Below are 24330 nucleotides of genomic sequence, written 5' to 3'. Positions count from 1 at the left end.
ATAGAAAAAAAGTCAGATGAGGATGTCAGAAAGATAACATTTAATTATTTTTGTGGACAAATTTTAATGAAATGTAATTATGAAAGGAATTTTACCTGTTCCGTGCAGAGTGGCAGGCTATGCACTTCTGCTGCTGGCTGTTTTTGTGCCGATGTTGATGTATATGTTTGGTATGGTGCACGATGGCAATCTGGTGCTTGTCAAACTGGGAATGAAACTGGTTATTTGGGTATCTTTATTCATGGTCTTTCTGGCAAAGACCAAGGATGAGAATGAAGTGACAGGAAGTTTGCGTCTGAAAGCGATGAAATATGCGCTTTATGTGTGGGGTATCTATTATGTGGTGGTTCTGGTGAAGGCTGCTATTGATAATGATATGCAGGAGGCCGACAATTCAATCGGTATCGTATATATGGTGATTAATGTCATCTGTTGGGAATTTCAGTTGCAGAAACAGCGGATGGAAAGAACATTCCGTCGTAAATAACTTTTTTTAAGATACGCCTGTTAAACCTTTTCGGCGGATAGGTGTCAAACGGACAACTGAAATAAAAAAATGAAGCAACGACGATGAAAAAGTGGGTAATGGGTATACTGCTGATGTCACTGATGGTGATGTCTGCTTTTGCACAAAGCGGTAGCAGGAGAGTGACGGTGTCGGGTACAGTACTTGATGGAGACGACAAATCGCCTGTCATGCAGGCGACGGTACAGCTCCTTGCACCGAAAGACAGTTCCATGGTGGTAGGAAATGTGACCAATCTGGACGGAAAGTTTTCTTTGTCTGCCAGGCCGGGAGACTATTTACTGAAAATTTCTTTTGTCGGGTATAAGCCGGTATTGAAATCGGTAAAACTGACAAGTGCCCGTCAGCGTTTGAATGTGGGTGAAATCGAGTTGAATTCGGATGCCATCATGCTGGAAGGAGCTGTGATTGTAGCGCAGGCTCCGGAGGTAACGGCTTCGGAAGATACCTTGGTGTACACCAGTTCGGCCTATCGTGTACCGGAAGGTTCGGCACTGGAAGAGCTGGTAAAGAAATTGCCGGGAGCCGAGGTGGATGAAAACGGTACCATTACCATCAACGGCAAGGAAATCAAGAAAATCATGATAGACGGCAAGGAATTCTTTGCGGACGACCCGAACATTGCCATGAAGAACCTTCCCGTAAACATCATCGACAAGATACGTGCCTACGATAAGAAATCGGATATGGCCCGGGTGACAGGCATTGACGACGGTGAAGAAGAAACCGTACTTGACCTGAGTGTGAAGCCCGGTATGAATCATGGCTGGCTGGGAAATGCCGATGTGGCAGCCGGTACAGAAGACCGTTATAGCGGTAAACTGATGGTGAACCGTTTCTGGGGAGACAATCAGTTTACGGTTATCGGATCAATGAACAATGTGAATGACAACGGCTTTCCTGGCGGCGGCGGTGGCGGCCGATGGGGTGGTCAGAACGGACTGAATGCCGTGAAAATGGGTGGTTTCAATTTTGCGACCAAAAGTGAAAAACTGGAAACAGGTGGTAGTGTGAACTTTAATTATAGGGATGCCGATATCCAGAGCAAGACGAATTCAGAAACGTTTATTTCCAGCGAAACCAGTTCATTCAAGAATGCCCTGACTGCGAACCGGAACAAGACCACGAACTTGACAGCCGATTTCCGTATCGAATGGAATCCGGATACTTTGACTACCGTACTTGTCCGTCCACGGTTGACCTACGGAAAAACAAACAATGCCAGTGATTCGAAATCGTATACGTTCAATGCAGACCCCGAACACGATACCGATGAACTGATGAATGCTGAGGATTTGACATCCTTGGTTCCGGAAGAAAACATCATCAATACCATTGTCCGTAATTCTTTGAGTAAGAGTGATGATGTATCAGCGGGAGGTTCCTTGATGCTTAACCGTCGTTTGGGTAAACCCGGCCGTAACATCAACTTCCGTGGTACTTATAATTATACCAACAGCGAAAGCGAACAGTTCTCTACATCAACGACAGAATATTATCAACAGACGCTTGAAGAGCAGTTGGAAATCTTGAACCGATATATCACAACACCGACAAAGTCGTATAATTATTCGTTGCGTTTCACTTACAGTGAACCGATTTTTAAAGGTGGTTTCCTTCAGTTCAGTTATAATTTCCAGTATAGCAAGTCGAAGACAGACAATTCGACCTACGATATGCCGAATGGCTGGACTATCCCTGAAGGGTATCTGACTGATGTGGCTGTGTTCAATCCGGATTTAAGTAAGACGGCAGAATACGATTACTATAACCACCAGGCAGATGTGCAGTTGCGTTGGATTCGTGAAAAGATGCAGTTGAATGTCGGAGGTTCTTTCCAGCCTCAGAATACCAAATTGTCTTACAAGCAGGGAGATTTGGATACAGCGGTAGTCAGAAAGGTCTTCAATTTTACACCGACCCTGGACTTCCGGTATAATTTTTCAAAGACCAGTCAGTTGCGTGTGAATTACCGGGGAAGAAGTTCACAGCCGAGCATGACAGACATGTTGCCGATTGTAGACGATACAGACCCCTTGGATATCCGTGTGGGAAATTCAGGATTGAAGCCTTCCTTCACCAACTCGTTGATGGTATTCTATAACATGTTCAACCCGGAAAAGCAACGGGGGGTCATGACCCATTTGCGTTTCCAGAATGTATTGAACAGCATCAGTAACCGCCGTCAGTATAACGAAGAAACCGGTGGATACGTTACGATGCCGGAAAATATCAACGGAAACTGGAACCTGTTCGGTATATTGGGAACGAATACCGCATTGCGCAACAAGAAATTTACCATCAATACCTTTACGATGTCACGTTTCAACAATATCGTCAGCTATATCAGTGATGAGGACCTGATGAATCAGGCCGACAAGAACAAGACTCGTCAGCTGACTTTGTCCGAGCGTCTGCGCGGAACGTATCGCGGTGACTGGTGGGAGTTCTCTTTGAACGGATCGTTGAACTATACGCGTACACGTAACAACTTCCAGAAAGAAAATAACATGGATACCTATCAGTTCTCTTACGGTGCCAGTACCAATGTGAATCTGCCGTGGAACATGTCCATTTCTACAGATATCTCTCAGAACTCACGTCGGGGATATGCAGATGCCAGCATGAACCGTGACGAACTGATTTGGAATGCACAGATTTCGCAGAATTTCCTGAAAGGGAATGCGGCAACTGTAAGTATCCAGTTCTATGATATTCTGAAGAATCAGAGCAACGTAAGCCGTACCATCAGTGCTGCCATGCGTCAGGATACAGAGTATAATGCAATCTACAGCTATTGTATGGTTCACTTCATTTACCGCTTGAATCTTTTCGGTGGGAAGGGTGCCCGTCCGGAGATGGGACCTGGTGGCCGTGGAGGATTCGGAGGCCCGGGTGGCTTTGGTGGTCCTGGCCGTCGTCGTTTCTGACAATAATACTGCTTTTGTTCATAGAAGGTTTACTTGGCTTTTAAGGCCGGGTGAACCTTTTTTTGTGCCGGTATAGACGAGTTTCGGAAAATAGTCGTAATTTTGTTGAAAAGCAATGCCTATGACTGATTTCTCCTTACTTGGTGAAGCTGCTTATGTAGTTTTCTACATTTTATATTTCAGCTTGATTTTCAGTATAGCTCTGGTCATTATTCTCGATAACCGGAATCCGGTCAAGACAATGGCTTGGATTCTTGTGCTTTTCTTTTTGCCGGTTGTCGGTCTTGTCTTTTATTTCTTCTTTGGGCGTAGCACGCGTAAGGAACGTCTCATCAGCCGGAAAGGGTACAGCAGGTTACGGAAACGTCCGATGGCTGAATTCCAGGCGCAGCTTTCTCTTCCGGTTTCGAAAGACCAGCATATCCTGATGGGATTCTTCAGGCGTACTTGTAATGCACTGACGTTTGAGGGGAATGCCCTGGCTATCCATACGGATGGAGCTTCCATGTTGCTGGATCTGATACGTGAGGTATCGAAGGCGCGCCACCACATTCATCTGGAATTCTATATATTCGAGAACGATGCTACCGGCAGATTGTTGCGGGATATTCTGAATGACAAGGCACGTGAGGGGGTGAAGATACGTGTGCTCTACGACGATGTGGGCTGCTGGAAAGTGGATCGTGCCTTTTATGAACAGATGCTTTTCGAAGGTATCGATGCCCAGAGTTTTCTGAAGGTACGTTTCCCGCAGTTCACCAGTAAAGTGAATTACCGGAATCACCGGAAGATTGTTGTCATCGACGGTAAGGTAGGTTTTATCGGTGGAATGAACATTGCCGACCGTTACATCAAAGGGACTTCGTGGGGCCCTTGGAGGGACACCCATGTGAAACTGTCCGGTAAAGCCGTGTATGGACTTCAGACGGCTTTTCTTACCGACTGGTATGTAGTGGACCGGACATTGTTGACTGGTGAGGTGTATTATCCGAAAATGCGGGAAAAAGGAACGGTAGTTGCCCAGATTGTGACTTCAGACCCGGTAGGGGAATGGCGGGAGATGATGCAGGGCATTATGATGGCAATCAGCAGTGCACGGAAGTATTTCTATGTGCAGACACCATACCTGCTTCCTACAGAGCAGATATTGACCGCACTGCAGACTGCGGCCTTGGCCGGAATCGACGTCAGGATCATGATACCCAAGAAGGCCGATACCTGGTTGACTCATAAGGGATCTTTTTCTTACCTGGATATGTTGATGAAGGCCGGTGTACGGATTTACCTGTACCGGAAAGGATTCCTGCATTCCAAGCTGATGGTATCGGACGACCGGTGGAGTACGGTCGGTTCGACCAACATGGATTTCCGGAGTTTCGAACATAATTTTGAAGCCAATGCTTTCTTCTATGACAAGGAGACAGCATTGGCTTTGAAAAATATCTTTCTGGAAGACCAGAAGAAATGCATGTTTCTGGTACCGAAAATGTGGGCGGCCCGTTCCTGGAGCAATCGTTTTACAGAGTCTGTGGTTCGGCTGCTGGCTCCGCTTCTCTGAAGAATGAGAAGTTTACACTGCCATAGTGCCGGTGTTCTATAAAATGAGGGTCATTTTCGAAACTGAGGTCTTTCCCGTGTTCCAGGACGAAAAGTCCGTCGGGTTTCAACAGGTTATAGCGGAAGACCAGTGAAGGGATTGTTTTCAGCTCTTTCAAGGCATAGGGCGGGTCGGCGAAGATGAAATCGAACTGTTCTCCGCACCGTTCCATGTACTTGAATACGTCTCCGCGTATCGGAAGGCATTTGTCGGTCTTCACTTCTTTCATGACCTTGCAGATGAAGGCATAGTGTTGCGGGTCTTTTTCTACTGATATGACCCGGTCGCATCCACGTGAAACCAGTTCGATGCTGATGCTGCCTGTGCCGGCAAACAAGTCGAGGGCCGTTACATGATCTTCAAAATCCAGGTAATTGTTCAGTACATTGAACAGGTTTTCTTTGGCAAAGTCTGTTGTCGGACGTGCTTTGAATGTATGGGGAACATCAAAACGTCTCCGTTTATAAATACCGCTGATTACTCGCATGATATCAAGGATTGCATGTCAAACGGAATCTCTTCGATACGGCTGGCTTCCGAGTCGTTGAATTCCGCCTGGGGGTTAATAATGTATACGTGTCTCAGGTAAGGCTGCAGCATTTGCTGCAGTTCTTTCTTGGGCTGGTTTCCGGCCAGATGCAGTTCGTCCCGTTCCTGGTCGTAGCCCAGTTCTTTCCATACGTTGAGTATGTAGTAACATTGGTCGGCCGTTTCTCTGATGGAATAAGTGTTCAGCAGTAACGGTTTCCCTTTGTCGAAGGCCAACACGTCGATGGAGGCGGGATGGAGGTTGGCAAAGAGTTTCCGGTTGTTCCCTTGCTTGCTTCGGGCAGCCAGGTATTCTATCTGCGGACTGATGGCTGCAAAGAAACGTGCTTCCGGAAATTTCTCTGACAGGAACACGTGAGTCAGTTTGTCAAGCGAAAAGAGGACCACTGAATTGCTTCTTCCCAATATATTGCACAGAATGACTTCGTTATTTTGTCTGGGCAGGTTCTGATAGAAAAGTGTATCCATCTGTTCGTCCTCGTACAGCTCCAGGGGAACAGGAGTATATCGCGACGAATGTATCAGCAGGTTGGTCTGGCGGTAAGGAAGTGAAAGTTCTTCGGTCTCTGCCAGAAAAGACTTCACGTTGGCCGCCAGTGAATGCTGGGTATGGATGGGGTATGGCTGGAAATAGAAGTCGCTGCCACTCAAGGGATTGTAGATAGAAAAAGAAAATCCATCCGCGCTCAGGCGGATGGATAATGTATATTGGTCCGATTTGCTTAAATCGATACGTTCAGTCATTTTTTATGTAATAGAGGAGATTATTCCCAGTTACCTGCGTTGTTGTTCGGCTGTTCGATATCACCGACTCTCAAACCGCAGTACTTGTTCAACTTAGTCTGCAAGTCTTTCAGATTAAGCAATTCCTGTTCGTTGATTCCGCTCAAATAAGTTTCGTAAGGAACCTGAGCCTGGAACAAGTTCAGAGGAGCACCTGTTTCTGTAGTATCTTTGCGGATAGCCAGTTCAAACTTGTTGCCATTTCCGTAAGGAACGAACGGCAGAGAGTCTGCAACGAATCCTTTCGGGAAGATAGTATCCATAACGGCTACCCATACAGTATCACGACGGAAGTTTTCCAGACCGGCAGCCTTTACTTCGTCCCATTTACCGGTACGTTTTGCCTTCTGGATCATTTCCATAGCTTTCTTTTCAGTCATACCACCATTCAATTGGTCGTCTGTCAAAGAACCTTCCTTCATGATGAACGGTACCTTGGCTGTTTTAACGAAAGTAATCAAGGTATCCCAGTTGTCTGTATAGCATCGGTGTGCTGTACGATATTCTTGTTGTGCTTTACGAATATCGATCAAACGAGCGATAATCGCTTTTTCTCGGATGTCTTTTTCTTTAGTGAAGTTGATAGGGCCCATGATACTGCCGTAGCAGATATACACTAAGCAGATTACGCAGACGGCTAATACAAGATTAATAACTGTTTTCATGATAATATTATTTTTTTAGTTTATATTCGTATCGCAAAAATAAATAAATAAATTTATTCACGTCAAACTTATGTAAACTTTTTCTACAGCATTATGTTAATTGATGATTTGACGCAGCAAATTAAGCGAAATTTTTTGTATAAACCAACAGATGAGCAAGAATTTGCAATGAAATCTTTTGCAGAATTTCTCTTTTCAGGAAATCAGGAGGGAATATTCTTGCTGAAAGGGTATGCAGGTACCGGAAAAACAACCCTAATCGGCGCATTGGTAAAGACCCTTGACCTGCTGAAGTGGAAGTGTGTGCTGCTGGCACCTACCGGGCGGGCGGCCAAAGTCTTTTCCCGCTATGCGCAACACCCTGCCTATACCATCCATAAACGTATCTACCGGCAGCGGACTTTCTCGAATGAGACAGACAATTTTACGCTCAATCAGAATTTGTACCAGCATACCTTGTTTATCGTCGACGAGGCTTCCATGATTTCGAACGACGGTCTTTCCGGAATGTCGTTCGGAACCGGGCGGTTGCTGGATGATTTGATTCAGTACATTTACGGCGGACAGGGGTGCCGGCTGATGCTGGTGGGAGATACGGCCCAGCTTCCTCCGGTAGGTGAAGAAGAGAGTCCGGCCTTGATGAAGGAAATATTACAAGGATACGGGCTCGTGCCGACGGAATGTGTGCTGACGCAGGTGGTGCGTCAGATGAACGACTCAGGCATCCTTTACAATGCGACTTTGTTGCGCCGTTACATTACGGAAGATTTCGGCTTTGATTTGCCTCGTATCCGGTTAGGCGGTTTTCCGGATATCCGGATTTTGCCGGGAAGTGAACTGATAGAAGCCATCAATGAGTGTTACGATAAGGTAGGGATGGATGAAACCATGATTATCTGCCGTTCGAATAAACGGGCTAACCTTTATAATAACGGTATCCGGAATACCATTCTTTACCGGGAGGATGAACTGAATACGGGCGAGCTGCTTATGGTGGCTAAGAACAACTATTTCTGGGGAAAGGATTGCAAGGAGGTGGACTTCATAGCCAACGGTGACATTGCGGTAGTTCGTCGTGTGCGTCGTGTGCGCGAGATGTATGGCTGTCGTTTCGCCGACGTGGTGCTCGAATTTCCGGATTACGAGAACCTGGAACTGGAGGTGAAGATTCTGCTGGATACTTTACACTCGGATGCCCCTTCGTTTCCTAAAGAACAGAACGACAAGCTGTTTTATACCATCCTGGAGGATTACGCCGATTTGCCGACCAAACGCGAGCGGATGAAGAAGATGAAGGAAGACTCTCATTACAATGCCTTGCAGGTAAAATATGCTTATGCGGTAACCTGTCATAAGGCTCAGGGCGGACAGTGGCAGCGGGTTTTCCTGGATCAGGGATATATGACCGAGGAGATGCTGACTCCGGATTATTACCGTTGGCTTTATACGGCCTTTACCCGTGCTACCGAGGTCTTGTATCTGGTGAACTGGCCGAAGGCGCAGACGGAAGAAGCCGAATGAAGAAAACGAACTCGTGTCCGGATGAATTTGCCCGTTCGTTTGACTAAGAACGCCCGTTCGTTTCAATGAATACGTCCGTTTGTTTTGTGGAATGCGTCCGTTCGTTTTGGAAGAGACGGATGCTTGACTGAAATCCGATAAAAAGTAACGGCCCTGTCTTTCGGAAAGGCAGGGCCGTTGTAAGGTTTTATCGGTCATGTGCCGTAAACGGTTGTTCACGGTACATGAAGAATACGATTATAATCCGGCAAGTTCGATGATCTTGTCGACTGCAGCATTCAGACCGTCGATGTTCTTACCACCGGCAGTCGCAAAGTGAGGTTGTCCTCCACCACCACCTTGAATCAGTTTGGCGGCTTCTTTCACCAGAGCACCGGCTTTCAGACCTCCAGCCACAAGATTGTCGCTCAGCATGACGGTCAATGTCGGTTTTCCTTCGAACTGGGTTCCGGCAACGAAGAAAAGGTTTTCCGTGATTTCACCTCTCAGTTGGAATGCGATGTTCTTGACTGCTTCAGGGCTAGTCATCAATGCGCAGAGTTTGATAAGTTTGACTCCGTTCACTTCCTTGATGTTGCTCAAGAGTCTTTCCTTCATCTGTGCCTGCTTTTCTTTCTTGAATTCTTCCATCTGTTTCTTCAGACCGGTATTCTCGTCGATGGCCTTGCGGATGGAATTGGCCAGGTCGGGAGCATTGTTGAACAGGGACTTCAATTCACGCAGGGTATCCTGGAATCCGTCCAGCATTTCTTCTACGCGGGCACCTGTAATGGCTTCGATACGGCGTACACCGGCTGCGACAGAACTTTCAGACAAGATTTTCACCATACCGATGTTTCCGGTAGCGGCTACATGGGTACCACCACAGAATTCGATGGACGAACCGAACTGGATGACACGGACATGGTCGCCGTACTTTTCGCCGAACAAGGCGATGGCGCCCAGTTCCTTCGCTTCCTCGATAGGAATGTTACGGTATTCCTTCAGTGGAATGTTGGCACGAATCTTGGCGTTGACAAGGTGTTCTACCTGACGTATTTCTTCGTCGGTCACTTTCTGGAAGTGTGAGAAGTCGAAACGGAGTGAGTTCGGAGTAACCAATGAACCTTTCTGTTCTACATGGTCGCCCAGCACTTCGCGCAACGCTTCATCCAGCAAGTGTGTACAAGAGTGGTTGGCTGCACAGGCTGCACGTTTGTCGGTATCTACACAGGCCATCATCGGAGCATCCAGATGTTCCGGCAATTTCTTGGCGATGTGGATCGGCAGGTTGTTTTCTTTCTTCGTATCGATGATGTCGATGGTTTCGAATTCACTGACGATGACACCGGTATCGCCCACCTGACCTCCGCTTTCTGCATAGAACGGAGTCTTGTCGAGTACAATCTGATACAGCGTCTGGTTTTTCTGCTTGATCTGGCGGTAGCGCAGGATGCTGGTTTCGTACTCGGTATAGTCATAACCTACAAATTCGGTTTCACCTTCTTTCAGTACCACCCAGTCGCCGGTTTCTACAGCGGCTGCGTTACGGGCACGCTGTTTCTGTTTCTGCATTTCGGCTTCAAAACCAGCTACATCGGCAGTCAGACCGTTTTCACGCAGAATCAGTTCGGTCAAGTCGAACGGGAAACCGAAGGTATCGTACAAGGTAAAGGCGTCTACACCGCTGATTTCGGTCTTTCCGGCAGCTTTGGTATCAGCCATGACCTTGTCCAGCAGACGTATACCTGTTTCCAACGTACGCAGGAAGGCTTCTTCTTCTTCCTTGATGACCTTTTCAATCAGTCCTTGCTGTGCTTTCAGTTCCGGATATGCGCCACCCATATTTTCAATCAGTACAGGAATCAGCTTGTACATGAAAGCCTGTTTCTGGTCGAGGAAGGTATAGGCATAACGTACGGCACGGCGCAGGATACGACGGATTACGTAACCGGCCTTGGCATTAGACGGCAACTGACCGTCGGTGATGGAGAAGGCGATGGTACGGATATGGTCGGCAACCACACGCATGGCGACATCGATTTTCGGATCGTCACCGTATTTCTTGCCGGAAAGGTCACCGATGGCCTTGATGATGGGCTGGAATACATCGGTATCATAGTTGGAAGTCTTTCCCTGCATGGTACGTACCAGACGTTCGAATCCCATACCGGTATCGATTACTCTGGCTGGAAGCGGTTCCAGGCTGCCGTCTGCCTTACGGTTGTATTGCATGAATACCAGGTTCCAGATTTCGATAACCTGCGGATGGTCCTTGTTCACCAGTTCGCGTCCGGGAACTTTGGCCTTTTCTTCTTCCGAGCGGGAGTCGATGTGGATTTCCGAACACGGACCGCATGGACCTGTATCACCCATTTCCCAGAAGTTGTCATGCTTGTTTCCGTTGATGATGTGGTCGGCCGGCATGAACTGTTCCCAGTAGGATGCTGCTTCGTTGTCGCGTTCCAGGCCTTCCTCAGGACTGCCTTCGAATACGGTAGCATACAGGTCTTTCGGGTCGATTTTCAGTACATCTACCAGGAATTCCCATGCCCAGCTGATGGCTTCTTTCTTGAAATAATCGCCGAATGACCAGTTACCCAGCATTTCGAACATGGTATGGTGGTATGTATCGTGACCTACTTCTTCCAGGTCATTGTGCTTTCCGCTGACGCGCAGACATTTCTGCGAGTCGGTTACACGTTTGTATTTGGCAGGATGGTTACCCAGGATAATGTCCTTGAACTGGTTCATACCTGCGTTGGTGAACATCAGGGTCGGGTCGTCTTTGATGACCATCGGTGCAGAAGGCACAATCTGATGTCCTTTCGACTCAAAGAATTTGACGAATGAGTCGCGGATTTCATTTGCTGTCAACATACTTCTTATAATGTCTTGTAGTTAATATTCTGAAAATTGATTTGCAAAGATAATCTGTTTTATTATTTTTGTCCGTATGTTTGGCTCAAAAACTTGGGATTTTGTGCCTTAAAAAAATCCAAATCAGGTTTGAATGCGTAAAGTTTATTACATTTATAATCCGAAAACACGTACGTATGACCGGATTTATCCGACGATGCGTCAGCGGGTCTTGAGTTACCTGCGCCGCTTGTTTGTGGGAATGGGGCTGGGAGCCGGCAGCTTTCTTCTGCTGCTGTGGGTCTTCGGTTCTCCTTCGGAGAAGGACCTGAGAGTGGAAAATTCGCGTCTGCTGTCTCAGTATCAGATTCTTTCCTCCCGTTTGGATGAAGCCCAGAGTGTGATGCTGCGCTTGCAGCAGCGTGATGATAACCTGTATCGTGTCATGATGCAGGCCGACCCGGTGCCTGAAGAATTGCGTTCGGCCAGTTACCGGCGTACCAACCGTTACGAGGAACTTCAGGATTTGGCCAGTGCCGACCTGGTCATCAATACCACCCAACAGATGGACCGTCTGTCGCGAGAAATCTATATCCAGTCAAAATCTTTTGATGAGGTGGTGGAACTTTGTAAAAAGCACGATGACATGTTGGCCAGTATCCCCGCCATCCAGCCGGTGTCTAACAAGAACCTGAAGCAGACCGCTTCGGGGTATGGTACCCGTATCGACCCTATCTACAAGACAGTGAAATTCCATGCCGGAATGGATTTTTCGGCGAATGTCGGGACGCCTGTCTATGCCACCGGAAACGGAAAGGTAGTGAAAGCCGGTTGGGAAGGACTTTATGGAAACTGTATTGACATTGACCACGGTTTCGGTTACGTCACCAAATATGCTCACCTGAGTAAGATTAAGGTAAGGGCGGGACAGCAGGTGATGCGAGGAGAGATAATCGGTGAGGTGGGCAGTACAGGAAAGAGTACAGGTCCGCATTTGCATTATGAAGTGCATGTGAAGGGACAGATTGTGAATCCGGTGAACTATTATTTTATGGATTTGAGTGCCGACGATTATGACAAGATGGTGGAAATCGCGGCCAACCATGGTAAGGTGTTCGATTAATCTTGTAGGTAATTATGGCATTGAAGGCAGATAAAGAACTGAAGTTGTATTATTCCATCAGCGAGGTAGCGAAAATGTTCGGAGTAAACGAGTCGTTGCTCCGGTATTGGGAAAAGGAATTTCCCATGATTGCTCCCAAAAAGGCCGGTGGGAATATACGCCAGTACCGGAAGGAAGACATCGAGAATATCCGGCTGGTATATCATCTGGTGAAAGAGAAAGGAATGACGCTGGCGGGTGCCAAACAGCGTCTGAAGATGAACAAGGAAACTACCATGAATACGGCTGAAATTCTGGAACGTCTGAAGGAGATAAAAAAAGAGCTCCTCAGCATGCGCAAGGAGCTCGATTATTTGACTTGAGATAGCTTTTTCAGTCGGTCAGTTGTCCGTCGAAGTTCTCGATACGGGTTACCCGCTTGATGTTTTCCACCTTCTTCAGGTTTTCGCAGATGGTGTTCACATCGTCTACATCGTGTACGAAAAGCTGGATTCTTCCTTCGAAGATACCATCGTTTGATTCGATGTACAGCTTGTGGATGTTTACGTTCAGTTGCTGTGAAATAATCTGTGTAACCTGATTCAGCACACCGATGGCATCAATACCTTTTATATATACGTTTACAGGGAAGTTCAGTGCTTTCCCGATTTCCCATTGTACGGCCAGCAGCCGGTTCCCGAAGCTGGTCTTCAGCTGTGAAGCAATCGGGCATTGGCGTTTATGGATGATAATCCGGTTGTTGTCATCGATATATCCCAGGACGTCATCCCCCGGAATCGGTTTACAGCAGTCGGCTATGATATAGTTCTTCTGAATGGCATCCGGAGTCAGCTTGATGATTTTCTTCTTGTCTATATCCAGTTGGGCAGGTTTCTCTTCTGCCTGTTTTTCGCTCGACGTTCCGTTCCCCTTGTTCTTGTTGCCGCCAAAGGCGAAAGAAATGTATTTCTTCCAGTTGTTCTGGGTAGGTCTCTCTTTCAGTTCATTGACTTCGTTGTTGCCCAGCAGGATAATCTTTTTTCCGATTTTCAGTGCCAGCTCATCCACATCTTTCACGCTGTGCATGGCGCATAGTTTCGAGATGTTGGTTTCGTTCCATTCCAGTCCTTCCTTCTTGAAGAAGTCGTGCAGCATGTCTTCTCCCTGCATCTGCAGTTCCTTGTTTTCCCGCTTCAGGATGGCCAGAATCTTGGCTTTGGCTTTGGCTGTCGTAGCGAAGTTAATCCACGAAGGTTGTACTTTCTGCGACTTGGAAGTCAGAATTTCCACCTGGTCTCCGCTTTGCAGTTTATGGCTTAGCGGAACCAGCTTGTGATTGACTTTGGCTCCGATACAGTGGCTTCCCAGGAAAGTATGGATAGAAAAGGCGAAGTCAAGTGCCGTACTGTTCTGAGGCATGGTCTTGATTTCACCCTTCGGTGTAAATACAAAGATTTCTGAAGCAAACAGATTCAGCTTGATGGTATCCAGGAAATCCAGGGCATCCGGTTGGGGGTCGTCCAGAATTTCTTTGATGGTCTTCAGCCATTTGGACAGTTCGCCTTCATCTTCGCTTCCGCCTCCTTCCTTGTATTTCCAGTGGGCGGCGAAGCCTTGTTCGGCTACGTCGTTCATGCGCTCGCTACGTATCTGCACTTCAATCCATTGTCCCTTGTTGCTCATCAGGGTGACATGCAGTGCCTGATATCCGTTGGCTTTCGGATGGCTTACCCAGTCGCGCAGGCGGTCCGGATGTGGCTTGTAGATTTTTGAAATGGATACGTAGATGTTGAAGCAGTCGTTCAGTTCTTCCTCTTCAGAGCGTGGTGTGAAGATGATTCGGACAGCCAGAATGTCGTATATTTCTTCGAAGGTGATATGCTTGGCCTGCATCTTGTTCCAGATGGAATAAGGTGACTTGATGCGTGCCAGAATCCGGTAGGGGATTCCCATCTTGTCCAGTTGCGCACGGATAGGGGCTGTGAACTCTTCGAACAAGGTGTCACGTTCGGCCTGTGTGGCTTTCAGTTTTTCTTCTATCTGGTGATAGGTTTCAGGATGTTCGTACTTGAAGCTCAGGTCTTCCAACTCGGTCTTGATGCGGTTCAGGCCCAGTCGGTTGGCCAACGGTGCATAGATGTATAGGGTTTCTCCTGCAATCTTATACTGCTTGCTTGGCAGCATGGACCCTAAGGTACGCATGTTATGCAGACGGTCGGCAATCTTAATCAGAATGACGCGGATGTCATCATTCATGGTCAGCAGCAGCTTCTTGAAGTTTTCGGCTTGGGCAGAAGCGCGGTCACCAAAGATACCACCGGAAATCTTGGTCAGTCCGTCTACAATCTGTGCGATTTTCGGGCCGAACAGGTTCTCGATGTCTTCTACGGTATAGTCTGTATCTTCGACAACGTCATGCAGTAAGGCTGCACAGATGGAAGTAGAGCCCAGTCCGATTTCTACGCATGCGATACGGGCTACTGCCAGAGGATGCAGGATATAAGGTTCGCCCGAACGGCGTCTCACCCCTTTGTGTGCCTGTTTGGCGAAGTTGAATGCTTTGGTTATGATTTCTACTTTCTTCCGATGTCTACTTTCCAGGTATCTGTCAAGCAGCTCATTAAAGGCCGCATTGATTTGTTTCTCATCGTTTTGTTCTTGCATTAATGTATCATCCGTCATAGTGCTTACTCTCCATTCTATCAATAATGCAAAAATAAGGAAAATAAATAATTATGCAAGTGTTTCACGAAGACAATCGGAAACACTTGCATAATTTTTTTTCCTATCGGATTCTGAGGGATTTTCCGGCCCGGATGTTGTTTCCTCTGAGGCCGTTCAACCGGCGTAACTGGCTTACACTGACACCGTATTTGGCGGCTATGCCTCCCAAGGTGTCACCTTGGCGGATGCGGTAGTAAACGGCCTTTCCGCTTTTACCCTTTTTGGCGGACGTGCTTTGTGTTTCCGCTTTGACCGTGACACGGCGGGTCTGGTAGATTTCCGGTTTATAGTTGTAAATGGAATCTTCGTTTTCGAGGAACCTGCTGATGATGCTGTTCGGCAGACGGAGCGCGTAAGGCTCTGTGCTGAGCGGAATGATGTCTTTCTTGAACTCCGGATTCAGTGAACGCAGCTCATCGATGTTGATTTTGCAGACATCGGCCACTTGGTTCAGGTTCAGGTTGCGGGTGATATGGATGGTATCGGTTCCTTCGGGCAACCGCATTTCCAGTGGGCTGATATTATGTTCACAGTAATAGTTCATGATATAATTGGCGGCGATGAAGGCCGGAACATATCCCCGGGTTTCACTGGGCAGATAGTTGTAGATTTTCCAGAAATCGGTTTCTCCTCCTGCCCGACGGATAGCCTTGTTGATGGTACCCGGTCCGCAGTTATAGGCCGCCAGGACAAGGTTCCAGTCGTGATAGATTTCATACAGGTCTTTCAGGTAGCGGGCTGCCGCATAGGTCGATTTGATAGGGTCTCTTCGTTCATCTACCAGGCTGTTGACTGTCAGTCCGTAAAGTTGTCCGGTACGTAGCATGAACTGCCAGAGTCCTACCGCTCCCTGGCGTGAAGTCGCTATCGGGTTTAGCGCTGATTCGATGACCGGGAGGTATTTCAACTCCAGCGGGAGGTCATTCAGGTCGAGTGCTTCCTCAAAGATGGGCATGTAGAAATTGTTGGCGCTCAACATGAATGCTACTTTCTGGCGCAAGCGAATGGCATACATGTCGATGAATTTCCGTACAATATCGTTGTAGGGCATTTCGATGATGGCTGGAATACGTTGTAACCGGGCGATGTAGGCGGAGTCGCTTACTTCCGGATTGTCCTGTGTCATGGTACAGTTTTCAGCAGGATTGATATAATGCTTGGAAATCCAGTCCAGGTACAGGCTGTCTGTTTCCGAAAGCATACCTGCCGGAAGGTCTATGATTTCCTCTTCTCCTGTTTCTGTGCGTACAGTAATGCTTTTCTCATTTTGTTGTGCACAAAGTGTAGAAGCACTGATGAATGTCAGAAGGCTGATGACTAGTTTTTTCATGGTCTTTAAAATTTGATACTACACCGTATACCGATAGCTTCGGGATAACCACGGTGTACATCGTTAAACACTGCAGGTTCGAATGTCATACTCAAATCTTTGGAGATATCGAAGTCGGACAACTCGGCATCTACATAGGCATCGATGACTGAAAGCAGATAGACACCTATGAATACGAAGACACTTAAGTCGCGCTGTCGCCGGTAAGCGTCTTTTTTCCTTTTGAAGGTAGATTGGAAGTATTCCAGTTGCCGATTGACATCTTCTACGGTATAGCCGGGTGGAAGGAAATCCAGGTAACTGTCCTGACTGGGGTTGTTACTCATGATATCCTGATAGGCTTGTGAATAGTCTTTGTACATCTGGGAGTTCCAGGTCAGGGCATAGGCACATCCTACAAATCCTCCGTAAATGATGGGAAGTTTCCAGTATTTACGGTTGTAGATTTGGCCTGCTCCGGGGAGTACCATTGCCAGCCAGACAGATTTGTTGGAATTAGGTATCCAACGCTTTTTAGGAACTTCCATGGCTGCCTGCTGCTGGAGGGAATCGTTCTTGTGAGCCAGTAAAGCAGTATCGACCGGTGCTTCCATGGACCGGAGGATGGCTTCGCGATTGATGTCGATACTGTCCATTAAGGCCAGGCTGTCGGCGATGTGCTGCTGGCGGATAGAATCTGCGTCTAGCAGACCTGCCCGATGTTTTCGTGCCCTTTGTGCGGATACCTCGGTATGGCTGCATAAGATGACACTGAAGGCCAGGAACAAATATAAGATGTATGTATATTTATGCTGTTTCAATGTTGTCCTTTATTTATTCGGTTGATTTCAAGGAATCCAGAATCTCCATGATACGTTCCAGATCTGTTTCGTTATCGAAAGGAATACTGATTTTTCCTTTTCCCTTCGGGCTGCATGACAATTGTACCTTTGTTCCGAAAAAGTTGCACAGGTGATCCTGCAACAACGTATATTCTTCGGAGAGCTTGCACCCTTTAGGGGAAATCTTTTTTCCTCCGGATTCAATCGTTTCACCCGCCGAAAGCGATTTGACGATTTCTTCTACTTTTCTTACAGAATATCCTTGGGTGATGATTTCATTGAAAATCCGGATCTGGGCCTTCGGGTCATCCAGTGCCAACAAGGCTCTGGCGTGTCCCATGTCGATTTCCTTGTTTTTCAAGGCCATCTGGATGGGAGCAGGCAACTTCAACAGGCGGATATAGTTGGCAATGGTAGCTCGTTTTTTACCGACCCGTTCACTCAGACGCTCTTGGGTCAGGTCATATTGTTCAATCAGATGCTGGTAGGCCAATGCGATTTCCAGTGAGTTCAGGTCTTCCCGCTGGATGTTTTCTATCAGAGCCATTTCCATGACGTGCTCATCATTGGCCGTGCGTATATAGGCCGGGATGCTTTGCAGTCCTGCCAGAATAGAGGCTCTGTAACGGCGTTCACCGGCAATAATCTGATAGGAGTCTTCGCTCATCTGCCGCAGGGTAATCGGTTGGATAATCCCGATTTCTGCGATGGAATCAGCCAGTTCCTGTAAGGCGATGGGATCAAATTCACGGCGGGGCTGGTTCGGATTGACCGAAATCTTGCTCAGCTCTATCTCGTTGATAGAAGAAGAACCTGACGTCTTGACCTCATCGTTGGATATCAGCGCGTCAAGCCCTCGGCCTAATGCAAATTTTTTCTGTACTGCCATATTTGTTTTTTATGTTTCAAGCAGATACAGGGAATTCCAGAACTTTCCCGGGGTACGGGAGTCTGTGTACCGGAGATTCTCTGTACGGCTTTTATTTATTCTTGTTAATAATTTCGTTGGCCAAGGCCAGGTGGTTTTTGGCGCCGGTAGATTCCGCATCGTACAAGATGGCCGGTATACCGTGGCTCGGAGCTTCGCTCAGTTTTACATTCCGCTGGATGATGGTCTTGAATACCAGTTCCTGGAAATGCCGTTTCACCTCGTCATAGATCTGGTTGGCCAGACGGAGGCGGGAATCGAACATTGTCAGCAGGAAACCTTCTATTTCCAGTGACGGGTTCAGCTTCGTTTTGATGATTTTGATTGTGTTCAGCAGTTTGCTGATTCCTTCCAATGCGAAGTATTCACATTGCACCGGAATGATAACCGAGTCTGCCGCTGTCAGGGCATTGATGGTAATCAGTCCCAATGAAGGCGAGCAGTCTATCAGGATGTAATCGTATTCGCTTTTGATGGATTCTAGCGCATGTCTTAATATTTTCTCACGGTTCTCCAGGTTCAGCATTTCTATTTCTGCACCTACTAGGTCTATGTGAGAAGGAATGATGTCTAATCCGTCAATATCGGTTGTATAAATGGCTTCCCGGATATCGGCCTGTTTTATCAGACATTCATATACAGAACTGTCAATATCTTTCAGGTCCACTCCCAGGCCCGATGATGCATTTGCTTGGGGGTCAGCGTCTATTACCAGTACTTTCTTCTCGAGAGTAGCTAAGGATGCAGCCAAGTTAATAGTTGTTGTCGTTTTACCTACGCCACCTTTTTGGTTGGCTAAAGCAATAATTTTTCCCATATTCATCAGTTTATTCAACGTGCGAAGTAACGAATAATCGGTGACAGTACCTATTAAAAAACGGCTACTTTTTTCAAAGTGTTGATAACTTACCGCTTTTGTTAATAACTTCGGCAGGGCAAAGATACATAAATCTCCTAAATATCGGGAATGCTTTGATAAGATTAAGATTTGTAAACGGATTGTCACGGTCTTTTCTTTGCCGTATCAGCGGAAAGGTTGTACCTTTGTAACTGTAAAAATGAAAGAAACATGACTGAAACAAGTAGACCTTTATTGTTGCTGTCGAATGATGACGGCTTTCAAGCAAAAGGAATCCAATGTCTTATAGAAACTTTGCGGCCGATTGCCGATTTGATTGTGGTTGCGCCTGACGGACCTCGTTCCGGAAGTTCCGCAGCCATTACTTCCATCTGTCCTATTCAGGTGAAATGCCTGACAGAGGGAGACGGGTTGAAACTGTACAGTTGTAGCGGAACGCCGACAGACTGTGTCAAGATAGCCCTGCATTCCTTTGTTCCAAGAGTACCGGATATGGTGATAGGAGGTATCAATCACGGTGACAATTCTTCGGTAAATGTCCATTACTCCGGTACGATGGGAGTGGTTATCGAAGGATGTCTGAAAGGAATACCTTCCGTAGGATTCTCGCTGTGCAATCATGATGCGGATGCTGATTTTAAGCCTGCATACCCTTATATTCGGCGGATTGTAGAGGAAGTTCTGGAGAAGGGATTGCCGAAAGGAACCTGTCTGAATGTGAATTTCCCGGATACACCGAAGCTGAAAGGTGTCCGTGTGTGTCGGCAGACCGACGGGGTATGGACGCAGGAGTATGTCCCTTGTAATCATCCGCGTGGCGGGGCTTATTTCTGGATGACCGGTGTTTACCAGAATGACGAACCGGAAGCGGAGGATACAGACCATTGGGCGCTTGACCATGGCTATGTGGCTATTACACCGACTAAAATCGATGTAACGGATTACGAGTTGAAGAAGCAGATAGAATCCTGGAACTTACACGTATGAAATATTATCTGATAGTTGGAGAGGCCTCGGGAGATTTGCATGCATCCAATCTGATGAAGGCACTGAAGGAAGCGGATGCTTCGGCCGAGTTCCGCTTTGTTGGAGGTGACCTGATGGCGGCGGTAGGAGGAACCTGTGTGAAATCGTACAAGGATATGGCTTACATGGGCTTTATCCCGGTTTTACTTCATTTGCGGACCATCTTCCGTAACATGGATTACTGCAAGGGGGATATTGTATCCTGGAATCCGGATGTACTGATTCTGGTTGACTACCCGGGATTCAACCTGAAAATAGCCGAATATATCCGCGCACATACGCGTATCCCTATCTATTATTACATATCTCCGAAAATCTGGGCCTGGAAGGAATACCGCATCAAGAATATCAAACGTGATGTGGATGAACTGTTCTCTATTCTTCCGTTTGAAGTGGATTTTTACCGGAAGCATCAATATCCTATACATTATGTGGGAAATCCATGTGTAGATGCTGTTTCGGCTTTTCTTGATTCAAAGAAAACAGATTCCCAGGGATTTGTCCGTAAACACGGGTTAACGGATAAACCTATCGTCGCTCTGTTGGCAGGTAGCCGTAAGCAGGAAATCAAGGATAACCTGACTCGGATGATTGCCGCCTCGAAGGAATTTCCGGACTATCAGTTTGTGGTAGCGGGTGCGCCGGGTATCGAACCGGAATTTTATCGGAACTATATGGATGAGCATACACAAATTGTATTCGGTGAAACTTATCCGTTGCTCCAGCATGCTACGGCTGCTTTGGTGACTTCGGGTACCGCTACATTGGAAACGGCGTTGTTCCGGGTACCTCAGGTTGTCTGTTATTATACGGCTGCAGGAAAACTGGTCTCTTTCCTCCGCAGGCATATCCTGAAAGTGAAATACATTTCGTTAGTCAATCTGATTGCCGGAAAAGAAGTGGTGACAGAGCTGGTAGCAGATGGAATGACGATTCCAAATATACGGAAGGAATTGAGAGCTATTCTTCCTTCCGGAATGCAACGTACACGGATGCTGGAGGATTATGACAGGTTGATTGCCATACTGGGTGAGCCTGGTGCTTCCGGCCGGGCTGCAGGACAGATTGTACAGTTGTTGAGAGAACGGAAATAGTACAACAAACAACAATCCCCTTTGCTTGTCTAGTCAGGCAAAGGGGATTGTTGTTTGTTGATGGTGCCTCGTAGCGGGGGCTTAGATTAGGCTGATGAAATACAGGTAGCAGACTGCTGCCGGAATAGCCAGAATGCTGCTGTCGAACCGGTCGAGCATCCCTCCGTGTCCGGGTAAGATGTTACCGGAATCTTTGATTCCCAAAGTGCGCTTCAAGAGGGATTCGGTCAGGTCGCCCCAGGTCCCGAATACTACTACTACCAGTCCCAATCCCAGCCATTGCATGGTACTTAGGAACGGGAAGTAGAGTGAGAGTACGTAAGCTGCTATCATACTGAATACTGCTCCGCCGATTGAACCTTCCCATGATTTCTTTGGTGAGATACGTTCGAATAATCTGTGCTTGCCGAACAGCATTCCCGTACAGTAAGCTCCCGTATCATTTACCCAATTGAAAATGAAGATGGAGAGCGGAAGAATCGGGTTGTATTGCGATACACTGGTTGTCGCATCGCTGTGATAGGCTAGAACGTTCAGCAAAGAAAAGGAGAGTGCGATGTATATCTGGCTCATCATGCTGTAGGCCCAGTTGTTGACCGGATTCGGTTGCTTTTTGTACAGCTCGCTGATTAGCAGGTAAATGATTAGCAACAGATAAGGGATAAAGATTTCATTGCTGCCCGGCGCTACACCGATGTAGCCGAAACACAGGAAAAGGAAAACACCTGCCAGTGCTGAAATATTCCGGTTCATCTGTACATGACCGGTACGGTTTACAATGGTTCCGAATTCATAGATGCTCATCGCTGTGATAAGAGCGAACAGGATGGTGAACGGAATAGGACCGGTCAGGATGCAGCCTACAAGGCATGCTACAAAGATGATTCCGGTAATGCTTCGCTGGATAAGGTTATTTTTCACGATATGGACTGTTTATAGGTTATACTCAGTATCAAAAAACTATAAGTCTGTCATATCCTGAACCTGATAGGGTGGTAGGATATGACAGACTATGATGCAGGGTTTTAAGCCTCCGTAGTATTCGACGCAGATTCTGCTGGAAGAGCAGGCTGTTCATTCTCTGTCCCTTCGGCCGGGGCGTCTGGAGCCGGTTTCTCTTCCGGAGCTTCGATTGCCATGATTTCTTCCGAGCGGGAAGTCCATGGACGTTTACCGAAGATCTTTTCTACATCTTCTGCAAAGATGACTTCTCTTTCAATCAGCAACTGAGCCAATTGATTATGGCCTTCCTTGTGCTTTTCCAACAGGGCCTTGGCACGGGCATATTGCTCGTTGATCATGTTTTGGACCTCTCGGTCAATCAATTCAGCCGTATGTTCGCTGTAAGGTTTGCTGAAGCTATAGTCATCGTTGTTGTAATAACACAAGTTCGGCATCTTGTCACTCATACCGGCATAGGCTATCATGCCGTATGCTTGCTTGGTGACTTTCTCCAGATCGTTCATGGCACCGGTAGAGATGTGTCCGATAAAGACTTCTTCGGCAGCACGTCCTCCCAAGGTGGCACACATTTCGTCCAGCATCTGTTCCTTGGTTGTTATCTGACGCTCTTCCGGCAGGTACCATGCGGCACCTAAAGCTCTTCCTCGTGGTACGATGGTTACTTTAATCAGTGGATTGGCATGTTCCAGGAACCAGGAGATGGTGGCATGTCCGGCTTCGTGTAACGCAATGGCTTTCTTCTCGGCTACGGTCATGACTTTGGTCTTCTTCTCCAGACCACCGACAATACGGTCGATGGCAGCCAGGAAGTCGTCTTTATCTACTGCATTCTTTTTATGGCGGGCCGCAATCAGGGCGGCTTCGTTACATACGTTGGCGATGTCTGCTCCACTGAATCCTGGAGTCTGGCGGGCCAGCAGGTCGACGTCAACACTTGGGTCTAATTTCAGCGGTTTCAGATGGACACCGAATACTTCCTTCCGTTCATTCAAATCCGGTAGGTCTACATAAATCTGTCGGTCGAAACGTCCGGCACGCAGCAAGGCCTTATCCAGAATATCTACACGGTTGGTTGCAGCCAGGATGATGATACCGCTGTTTGAACCGAAACCGTCCATTTCTGTCAGCAACTGGTTCAAGGTATTTTCGCGTTCATCGTTTCCACCCATGTTCGGATTCTTTCCACGGGCACGGCCTACGGCATCAATTTCATCGATGAAGATAATACAAGGTGATTTCTCTTTGGCCTGGCGGAACAGGTCGCGTACACGGGAAGCACCTACCCCGACAAACATTTCGACGAAATCTGAACCCGAAATCGAGAAGAACGGGACATCGGCTTCACCGGCTACCGCTTTGGCTAAAAGAGTCTTACCGGTTCCCGGAGGGCCTACCAGCAGTGCTCCTTTGGGTATTTTACCTCCCAATTCGGTATATTTCTGTGGTTGTTTCAAGAAATCTACGATTTCCTGTACTTCCTGCTTGGCGGCTTCTTGTCCTGCTACGTCTTTGAAAGTGATTCGGTTTGCTCCTTTTTCAAATAACTGCGCCTTGCTTTTTCCTACGCTGAAGACATTTCCGCCTCCACCTGGACCGCCACCGCCACTCATGCGGCGCATAAGGAAAAACCAGAGACCGATAAGGAATACGATAGGTACTACATTCCAGAAAATGAGTCCGAAGTAATCACTCTTTTTTTCGTAACTGATGGAACCGGTAAAGTTTCCACTGCTCTGTTGTTCGTCCAGGAATTTATCCAATGATTCCATGGAACCTACCTGTACATGTATAGACGGACTTCGCCCTACTTTGCTGGCATCTTTCTTGAATACATCGACGATGTTCTCCGGTTTGATGAACATCTCGACCGTATTGTTGTCGTATGCTATGATTTTGCTGGCATATCCTTTGCTTACCATCTCCTTGAATTCGGTATAAGTCACTTCTTTCGAGGCGCTTCCTTCATCACTGGAAAGCCAAAGGTAGGCAAAAACAATGGCAATGACTACGTATAACCACGTCAGACTGAAACGTGGTACGTTCATTTTAGGTTTATTGTTGTTGTCACTCATAG

At 47.2% G+C, this 24330-nt stretch carries 19 protein-coding genes; 8 read left to right on the top strand and 11 right to left on the bottom strand.

The window, feature by feature from the left end:
* Positions 1-79 precede the first annotated feature (79 nt).
* From C510_RS0110290 to cls, 3 genes are all read left to right on the top strand, one after another.
* A complete protein-coding gene (locus C510_RS0110290) occupies positions 80-487 on the top strand; it encodes a hypothetical protein (protein WP_018711258.1) in 408 nt (135 codons plus the stop codon).
* An 83-nt stretch (positions 488-570) separates the two neighbouring features.
* A complete protein-coding gene (locus tag C510_RS0110285) occupies positions 571-3456 on the top strand; it encodes a TonB-dependent receptor (RefSeq protein WP_022339596.1) in 2886 nt (961 codons plus the stop codon).
* A 121-nt stretch (positions 3457-3577) separates the two neighbouring features.
* Positions 3578-5014, top strand: a complete 1437-nt coding sequence (gene cls, locus C510_RS0110280; protein ID WP_018711256.1) for a cardiolipin synthase — start codon at positions 3578-3580, stop codon at positions 5012-5014.
* Here the strand turns inward: cls and C510_RS0110275 are convergent.
* Genes C510_RS0110275 through C510_RS0110265 form a run of 3 tightly spaced genes read right to left on the bottom strand, consistent with a single transcriptional unit; the run spans position 4974 to position 7050 of the window.
* Positions 4974-5540, bottom strand: coding sequence for an RsmD family RNA methyltransferase (locus C510_RS0110275; RefSeq protein WP_018711255.1), 567 nt, complete (start codon positions 5538-5540; stop codon positions 4974-4976). The two genes, cls and C510_RS0110275, sit on opposite strands and share 41 nt — an antisense overlap.
* Positions 5531-6346, bottom strand: a complete 816-nt coding sequence (locus C510_RS0110270; RefSeq protein WP_018711254.1) for a DUF3822 family protein — start codon at positions 6344-6346, stop codon at positions 5531-5533. The genes C510_RS0110275 and C510_RS0110270 overlap by 10 nt, the downstream gene beginning before the upstream one ends.
* Before the next feature lie 20 nt (positions 6347-6366).
* Positions 6367-7050: a hypothetical protein gene (locus C510_RS0110265; RefSeq protein WP_018711253.1), complete on the bottom strand. Its 684-nt coding sequence runs from the start codon at positions 7048-7050 to the stop codon at positions 6367-6369.
* Positions 7051-7143: 93 nt separating this feature from the next.
* Between C510_RS0110265 and C510_RS0110260 the strand changes: the two genes are divergently transcribed.
* Entirely contained in the window at positions 7144-8571 is a 1428-nt protein-coding gene (locus C510_RS0110260) for an ATP-dependent DNA helicase (protein WP_025892409.1), read from the top strand.
* Positions 8572-8808: 237 nt separating this feature from the next.
* Here C510_RS0110260 and alaS read toward each other — a convergent pair whose 3' ends face one another.
* Complete coding sequence (gene alaS, locus C510_RS0110255; RefSeq protein ID WP_018711251.1) at positions 8809-11430, bottom strand: alanine--tRNA ligase; 2622 nt, start codon at positions 11428-11430, stop codon at positions 8809-8811.
* A gap of 133 nt (positions 11431-11563) precedes the next feature.
* Between alaS and C510_RS0110250 the strand changes: the two genes are divergently transcribed.
* Together C510_RS0110250 and C510_RS0110245 are read left to right on the top strand one after the other, a co-directional pair.
* Positions 11564-12532, top strand: a complete 969-nt coding sequence (locus C510_RS0110250) for a M23 family metallopeptidase (protein WP_018711250.1) — start codon at positions 11564-11566, stop codon at positions 12530-12532.
* A gap of 14 nt (positions 12533-12546) precedes the next feature.
* Complete coding sequence (locus C510_RS0110245) at positions 12547-12894, top strand: MerR family transcriptional regulator (protein WP_018711249.1); 348 nt, start codon at positions 12547-12549, stop codon at positions 12892-12894.
* Positions 12895-12904: 10 nt separating this feature from the next.
* On the opposite strand, the gene C510_RS0110240 is transcribed toward C510_RS0110245, so the two are convergent.
* The 5 genes from C510_RS0110240 to C510_RS0110220 all read right to left on the bottom strand — a co-directional run bounded on the left by C510_RS0110240 (position 12905) and on the right by C510_RS0110220 (position 19131).
* Positions 12905-15193, bottom strand: coding sequence for a RelA/SpoT family protein (locus tag C510_RS0110240; protein ID WP_025892410.1), 2289 nt, complete (start codon positions 15191-15193; stop codon positions 12905-12907).
* A gap of 103 nt (positions 15194-15296) precedes the next feature.
* A complete protein-coding gene (locus C510_RS0110235; protein ID WP_018711247.1) occupies positions 15297-16565 on the bottom strand; it encodes a lytic transglycosylase domain-containing protein in 1269 nt (422 codons plus the stop codon).
* Between the two features lie 5 nt (positions 16566-16570).
* Positions 16571-17365 carry a DUF5683 domain-containing protein gene (locus C510_RS0110230; protein ID WP_018711246.1) on the bottom strand — a complete coding sequence of 265 codons (795 nt, stop codon included), beginning with the start codon at positions 17363-17365 and terminating at the stop codon, positions 16571-16573.
* A 13-nt stretch (positions 17366-17378) separates the two neighbouring features.
* Positions 17379-18275: a ParB/RepB/Spo0J family partition protein gene (locus C510_RS0110225; RefSeq protein ID WP_018711245.1), complete on the bottom strand. Its 897-nt coding sequence runs from the start codon at positions 18273-18275 to the stop codon at positions 17379-17381.
* A 91-nt stretch (positions 18276-18366) separates the two neighbouring features.
* Positions 18367-19131 carry a ParA family protein gene (locus tag C510_RS0110220; RefSeq protein WP_018711244.1) on the bottom strand — a complete coding sequence of 255 codons (765 nt, stop codon included), beginning with the start codon at positions 19129-19131 and terminating at the stop codon, positions 18367-18369.
* 252 nt (positions 19132-19383) lie between these two features.
* Here C510_RS0110220 and surE point away from each other — a divergent pair, with 252 nt between their 5' ends.
* Both surE and lpxB read left to right on the top strand, forming a co-directional pair.
* Positions 19384-20160 (top strand): 5'/3'-nucleotidase SurE, encoded by a 777-nt coding sequence (surE, locus tag C510_RS0110215; protein ID WP_022339605.1) that lies wholly within the window; start codon positions 19384-19386, stop codon positions 20158-20160.
* Complete coding sequence (gene lpxB / locus C510_RS0110210) at positions 20157-21293, top strand: lipid-A-disaccharide synthase (protein WP_018711242.1); 1137 nt, start codon at positions 20157-20159, stop codon at positions 21291-21293. Before surE ends, lpxB begins: the two co-directional genes overlap by 4 nt.
* An 81-nt stretch (positions 21294-21374) precedes the next feature.
* On the opposite strand, the gene C510_RS0110205 is transcribed toward lpxB, so the two are convergent.
* Complete coding sequence (locus tag C510_RS0110205; protein ID WP_018711241.1) at positions 21375-22214, bottom strand: phosphatidate cytidylyltransferase; 840 nt, start codon at positions 22212-22214, stop codon at positions 21375-21377.
* Between the two features lie 104 nt (positions 22215-22318).
* Positions 22319-24328, bottom strand: a complete 2010-nt coding sequence (ftsH, locus tag C510_RS16445; protein WP_018711240.1) for an ATP-dependent zinc metalloprotease FtsH — start codon at positions 24326-24328, stop codon at positions 22319-22321.
* Between the last annotated feature and the right edge of the window lie 2 nt (positions 24329-24330).

Origin of the sequence: Phocaeicola barnesiae DSM 18169 = JCM 13652, from assembly GCF_000374585.1 — a bacterium.
Taxonomy (GTDB): Bacteria; Bacteroidota; Bacteroidia; order Bacteroidales; family Bacteroidaceae; genus Phocaeicola; species Phocaeicola barnesiae.
Note: the sequence above shows the minus strand (reverse complement) of the source record. Positions and strands in the feature narration are given on the sequence as shown.

Bases quoted from the DNA above. Each gene is read 5' to 3' on its own strand.
- C510_RS0110290 (WP_018711258.1), top strand. From the start codon at position 80: ATGAAAGGAATTTTACCTGTTCCGTGCAGAGTGGCAGGCTATGCACTT.
- C510_RS0110285 (WP_022339596.1), top strand. From the start codon at position 571: ATGAAAAAGTGGGTAATGGGTATACTGCTGATGTCACTGATGGTGATG.
- cls (WP_018711256.1), top strand. From the start codon at position 3,578: ATGACTGATTTCTCCTTACTTGGTGAAGCTGCTTATGTAGTTTTCTAC.
- C510_RS0110275 (WP_018711255.1), bottom strand. From the start codon at position 5,540: ATGCGAGTAATCAGCGGTATTTATAAACGGAGACGTTTTGATGTTCCC.
- C510_RS0110270 (WP_018711254.1), bottom strand. From the start codon at position 6,346: ATGACTGAACGTATCGATTTAAGCAAATCGGACCAATATACATTATCC.
- C510_RS0110265 (WP_018711253.1), bottom strand. From the start codon at position 7,050: ATGAAAACAGTTATTAATCTTGTATTAGCCGTCTGCGTAATCTGCTTA.
- C510_RS0110260 (WP_025892409.1), top strand. From the start codon at position 7,144: ATGTTAATTGATGATTTGACGCAGCAAATTAAGCGAAATTTTTTGTAT.
- alaS (WP_018711251.1), bottom strand. From the start codon at position 11,430: ATGTTGACAGCAAATGAAATCCGCGACTCATTCGTCAAATTCTTTGAG.
- C510_RS0110250 (WP_018711250.1), top strand. From the start codon at position 11,564: ATGCGTAAAGTTTATTACATTTATAATCCGAAAACACGTACGTATGAC.
- C510_RS0110245 (WP_018711249.1), top strand. From the start codon at position 12,547: ATGGCATTGAAGGCAGATAAAGAACTGAAGTTGTATTATTCCATCAGC.
- C510_RS0110240 (WP_025892410.1), bottom strand. From the start codon at position 15,193: ATGACGGATGATACATTAATGCAAGAACAAAACGATGAGAAACAAATC.
- C510_RS0110235 (WP_018711247.1), bottom strand. From the start codon at position 16,565: ATGAAAAAACTAGTCATCAGCCTTCTGACATTCATCAGTGCTTCTACA.
- C510_RS0110225 (WP_018711245.1), bottom strand. From the start codon at position 18,275: ATGGCAGTACAGAAAAAATTTGCATTAGGCCGAGGGCTTGACGCGCTG.
- C510_RS0110220 (WP_018711244.1), bottom strand. From the start codon at position 19,131: ATGGGAAAAATTATTGCTTTAGCCAACCAAAAAGGTGGCGTAGGTAAA.
- surE (WP_022339605.1), top strand. From the start codon at position 19,384: ATGACTGAAACAAGTAGACCTTTATTGTTGCTGTCGAATGATGACGGC.
- lpxB (WP_018711242.1), top strand. From the start codon at position 20,157: ATGAAATATTATCTGATAGTTGGAGAGGCCTCGGGAGATTTGCATGCA.
- ftsH (WP_018711240.1), bottom strand. From the start codon at position 24,328: ATGAGTGACAACAACAATAAACCTAAAATGAACGTACCACGTTTCAGT.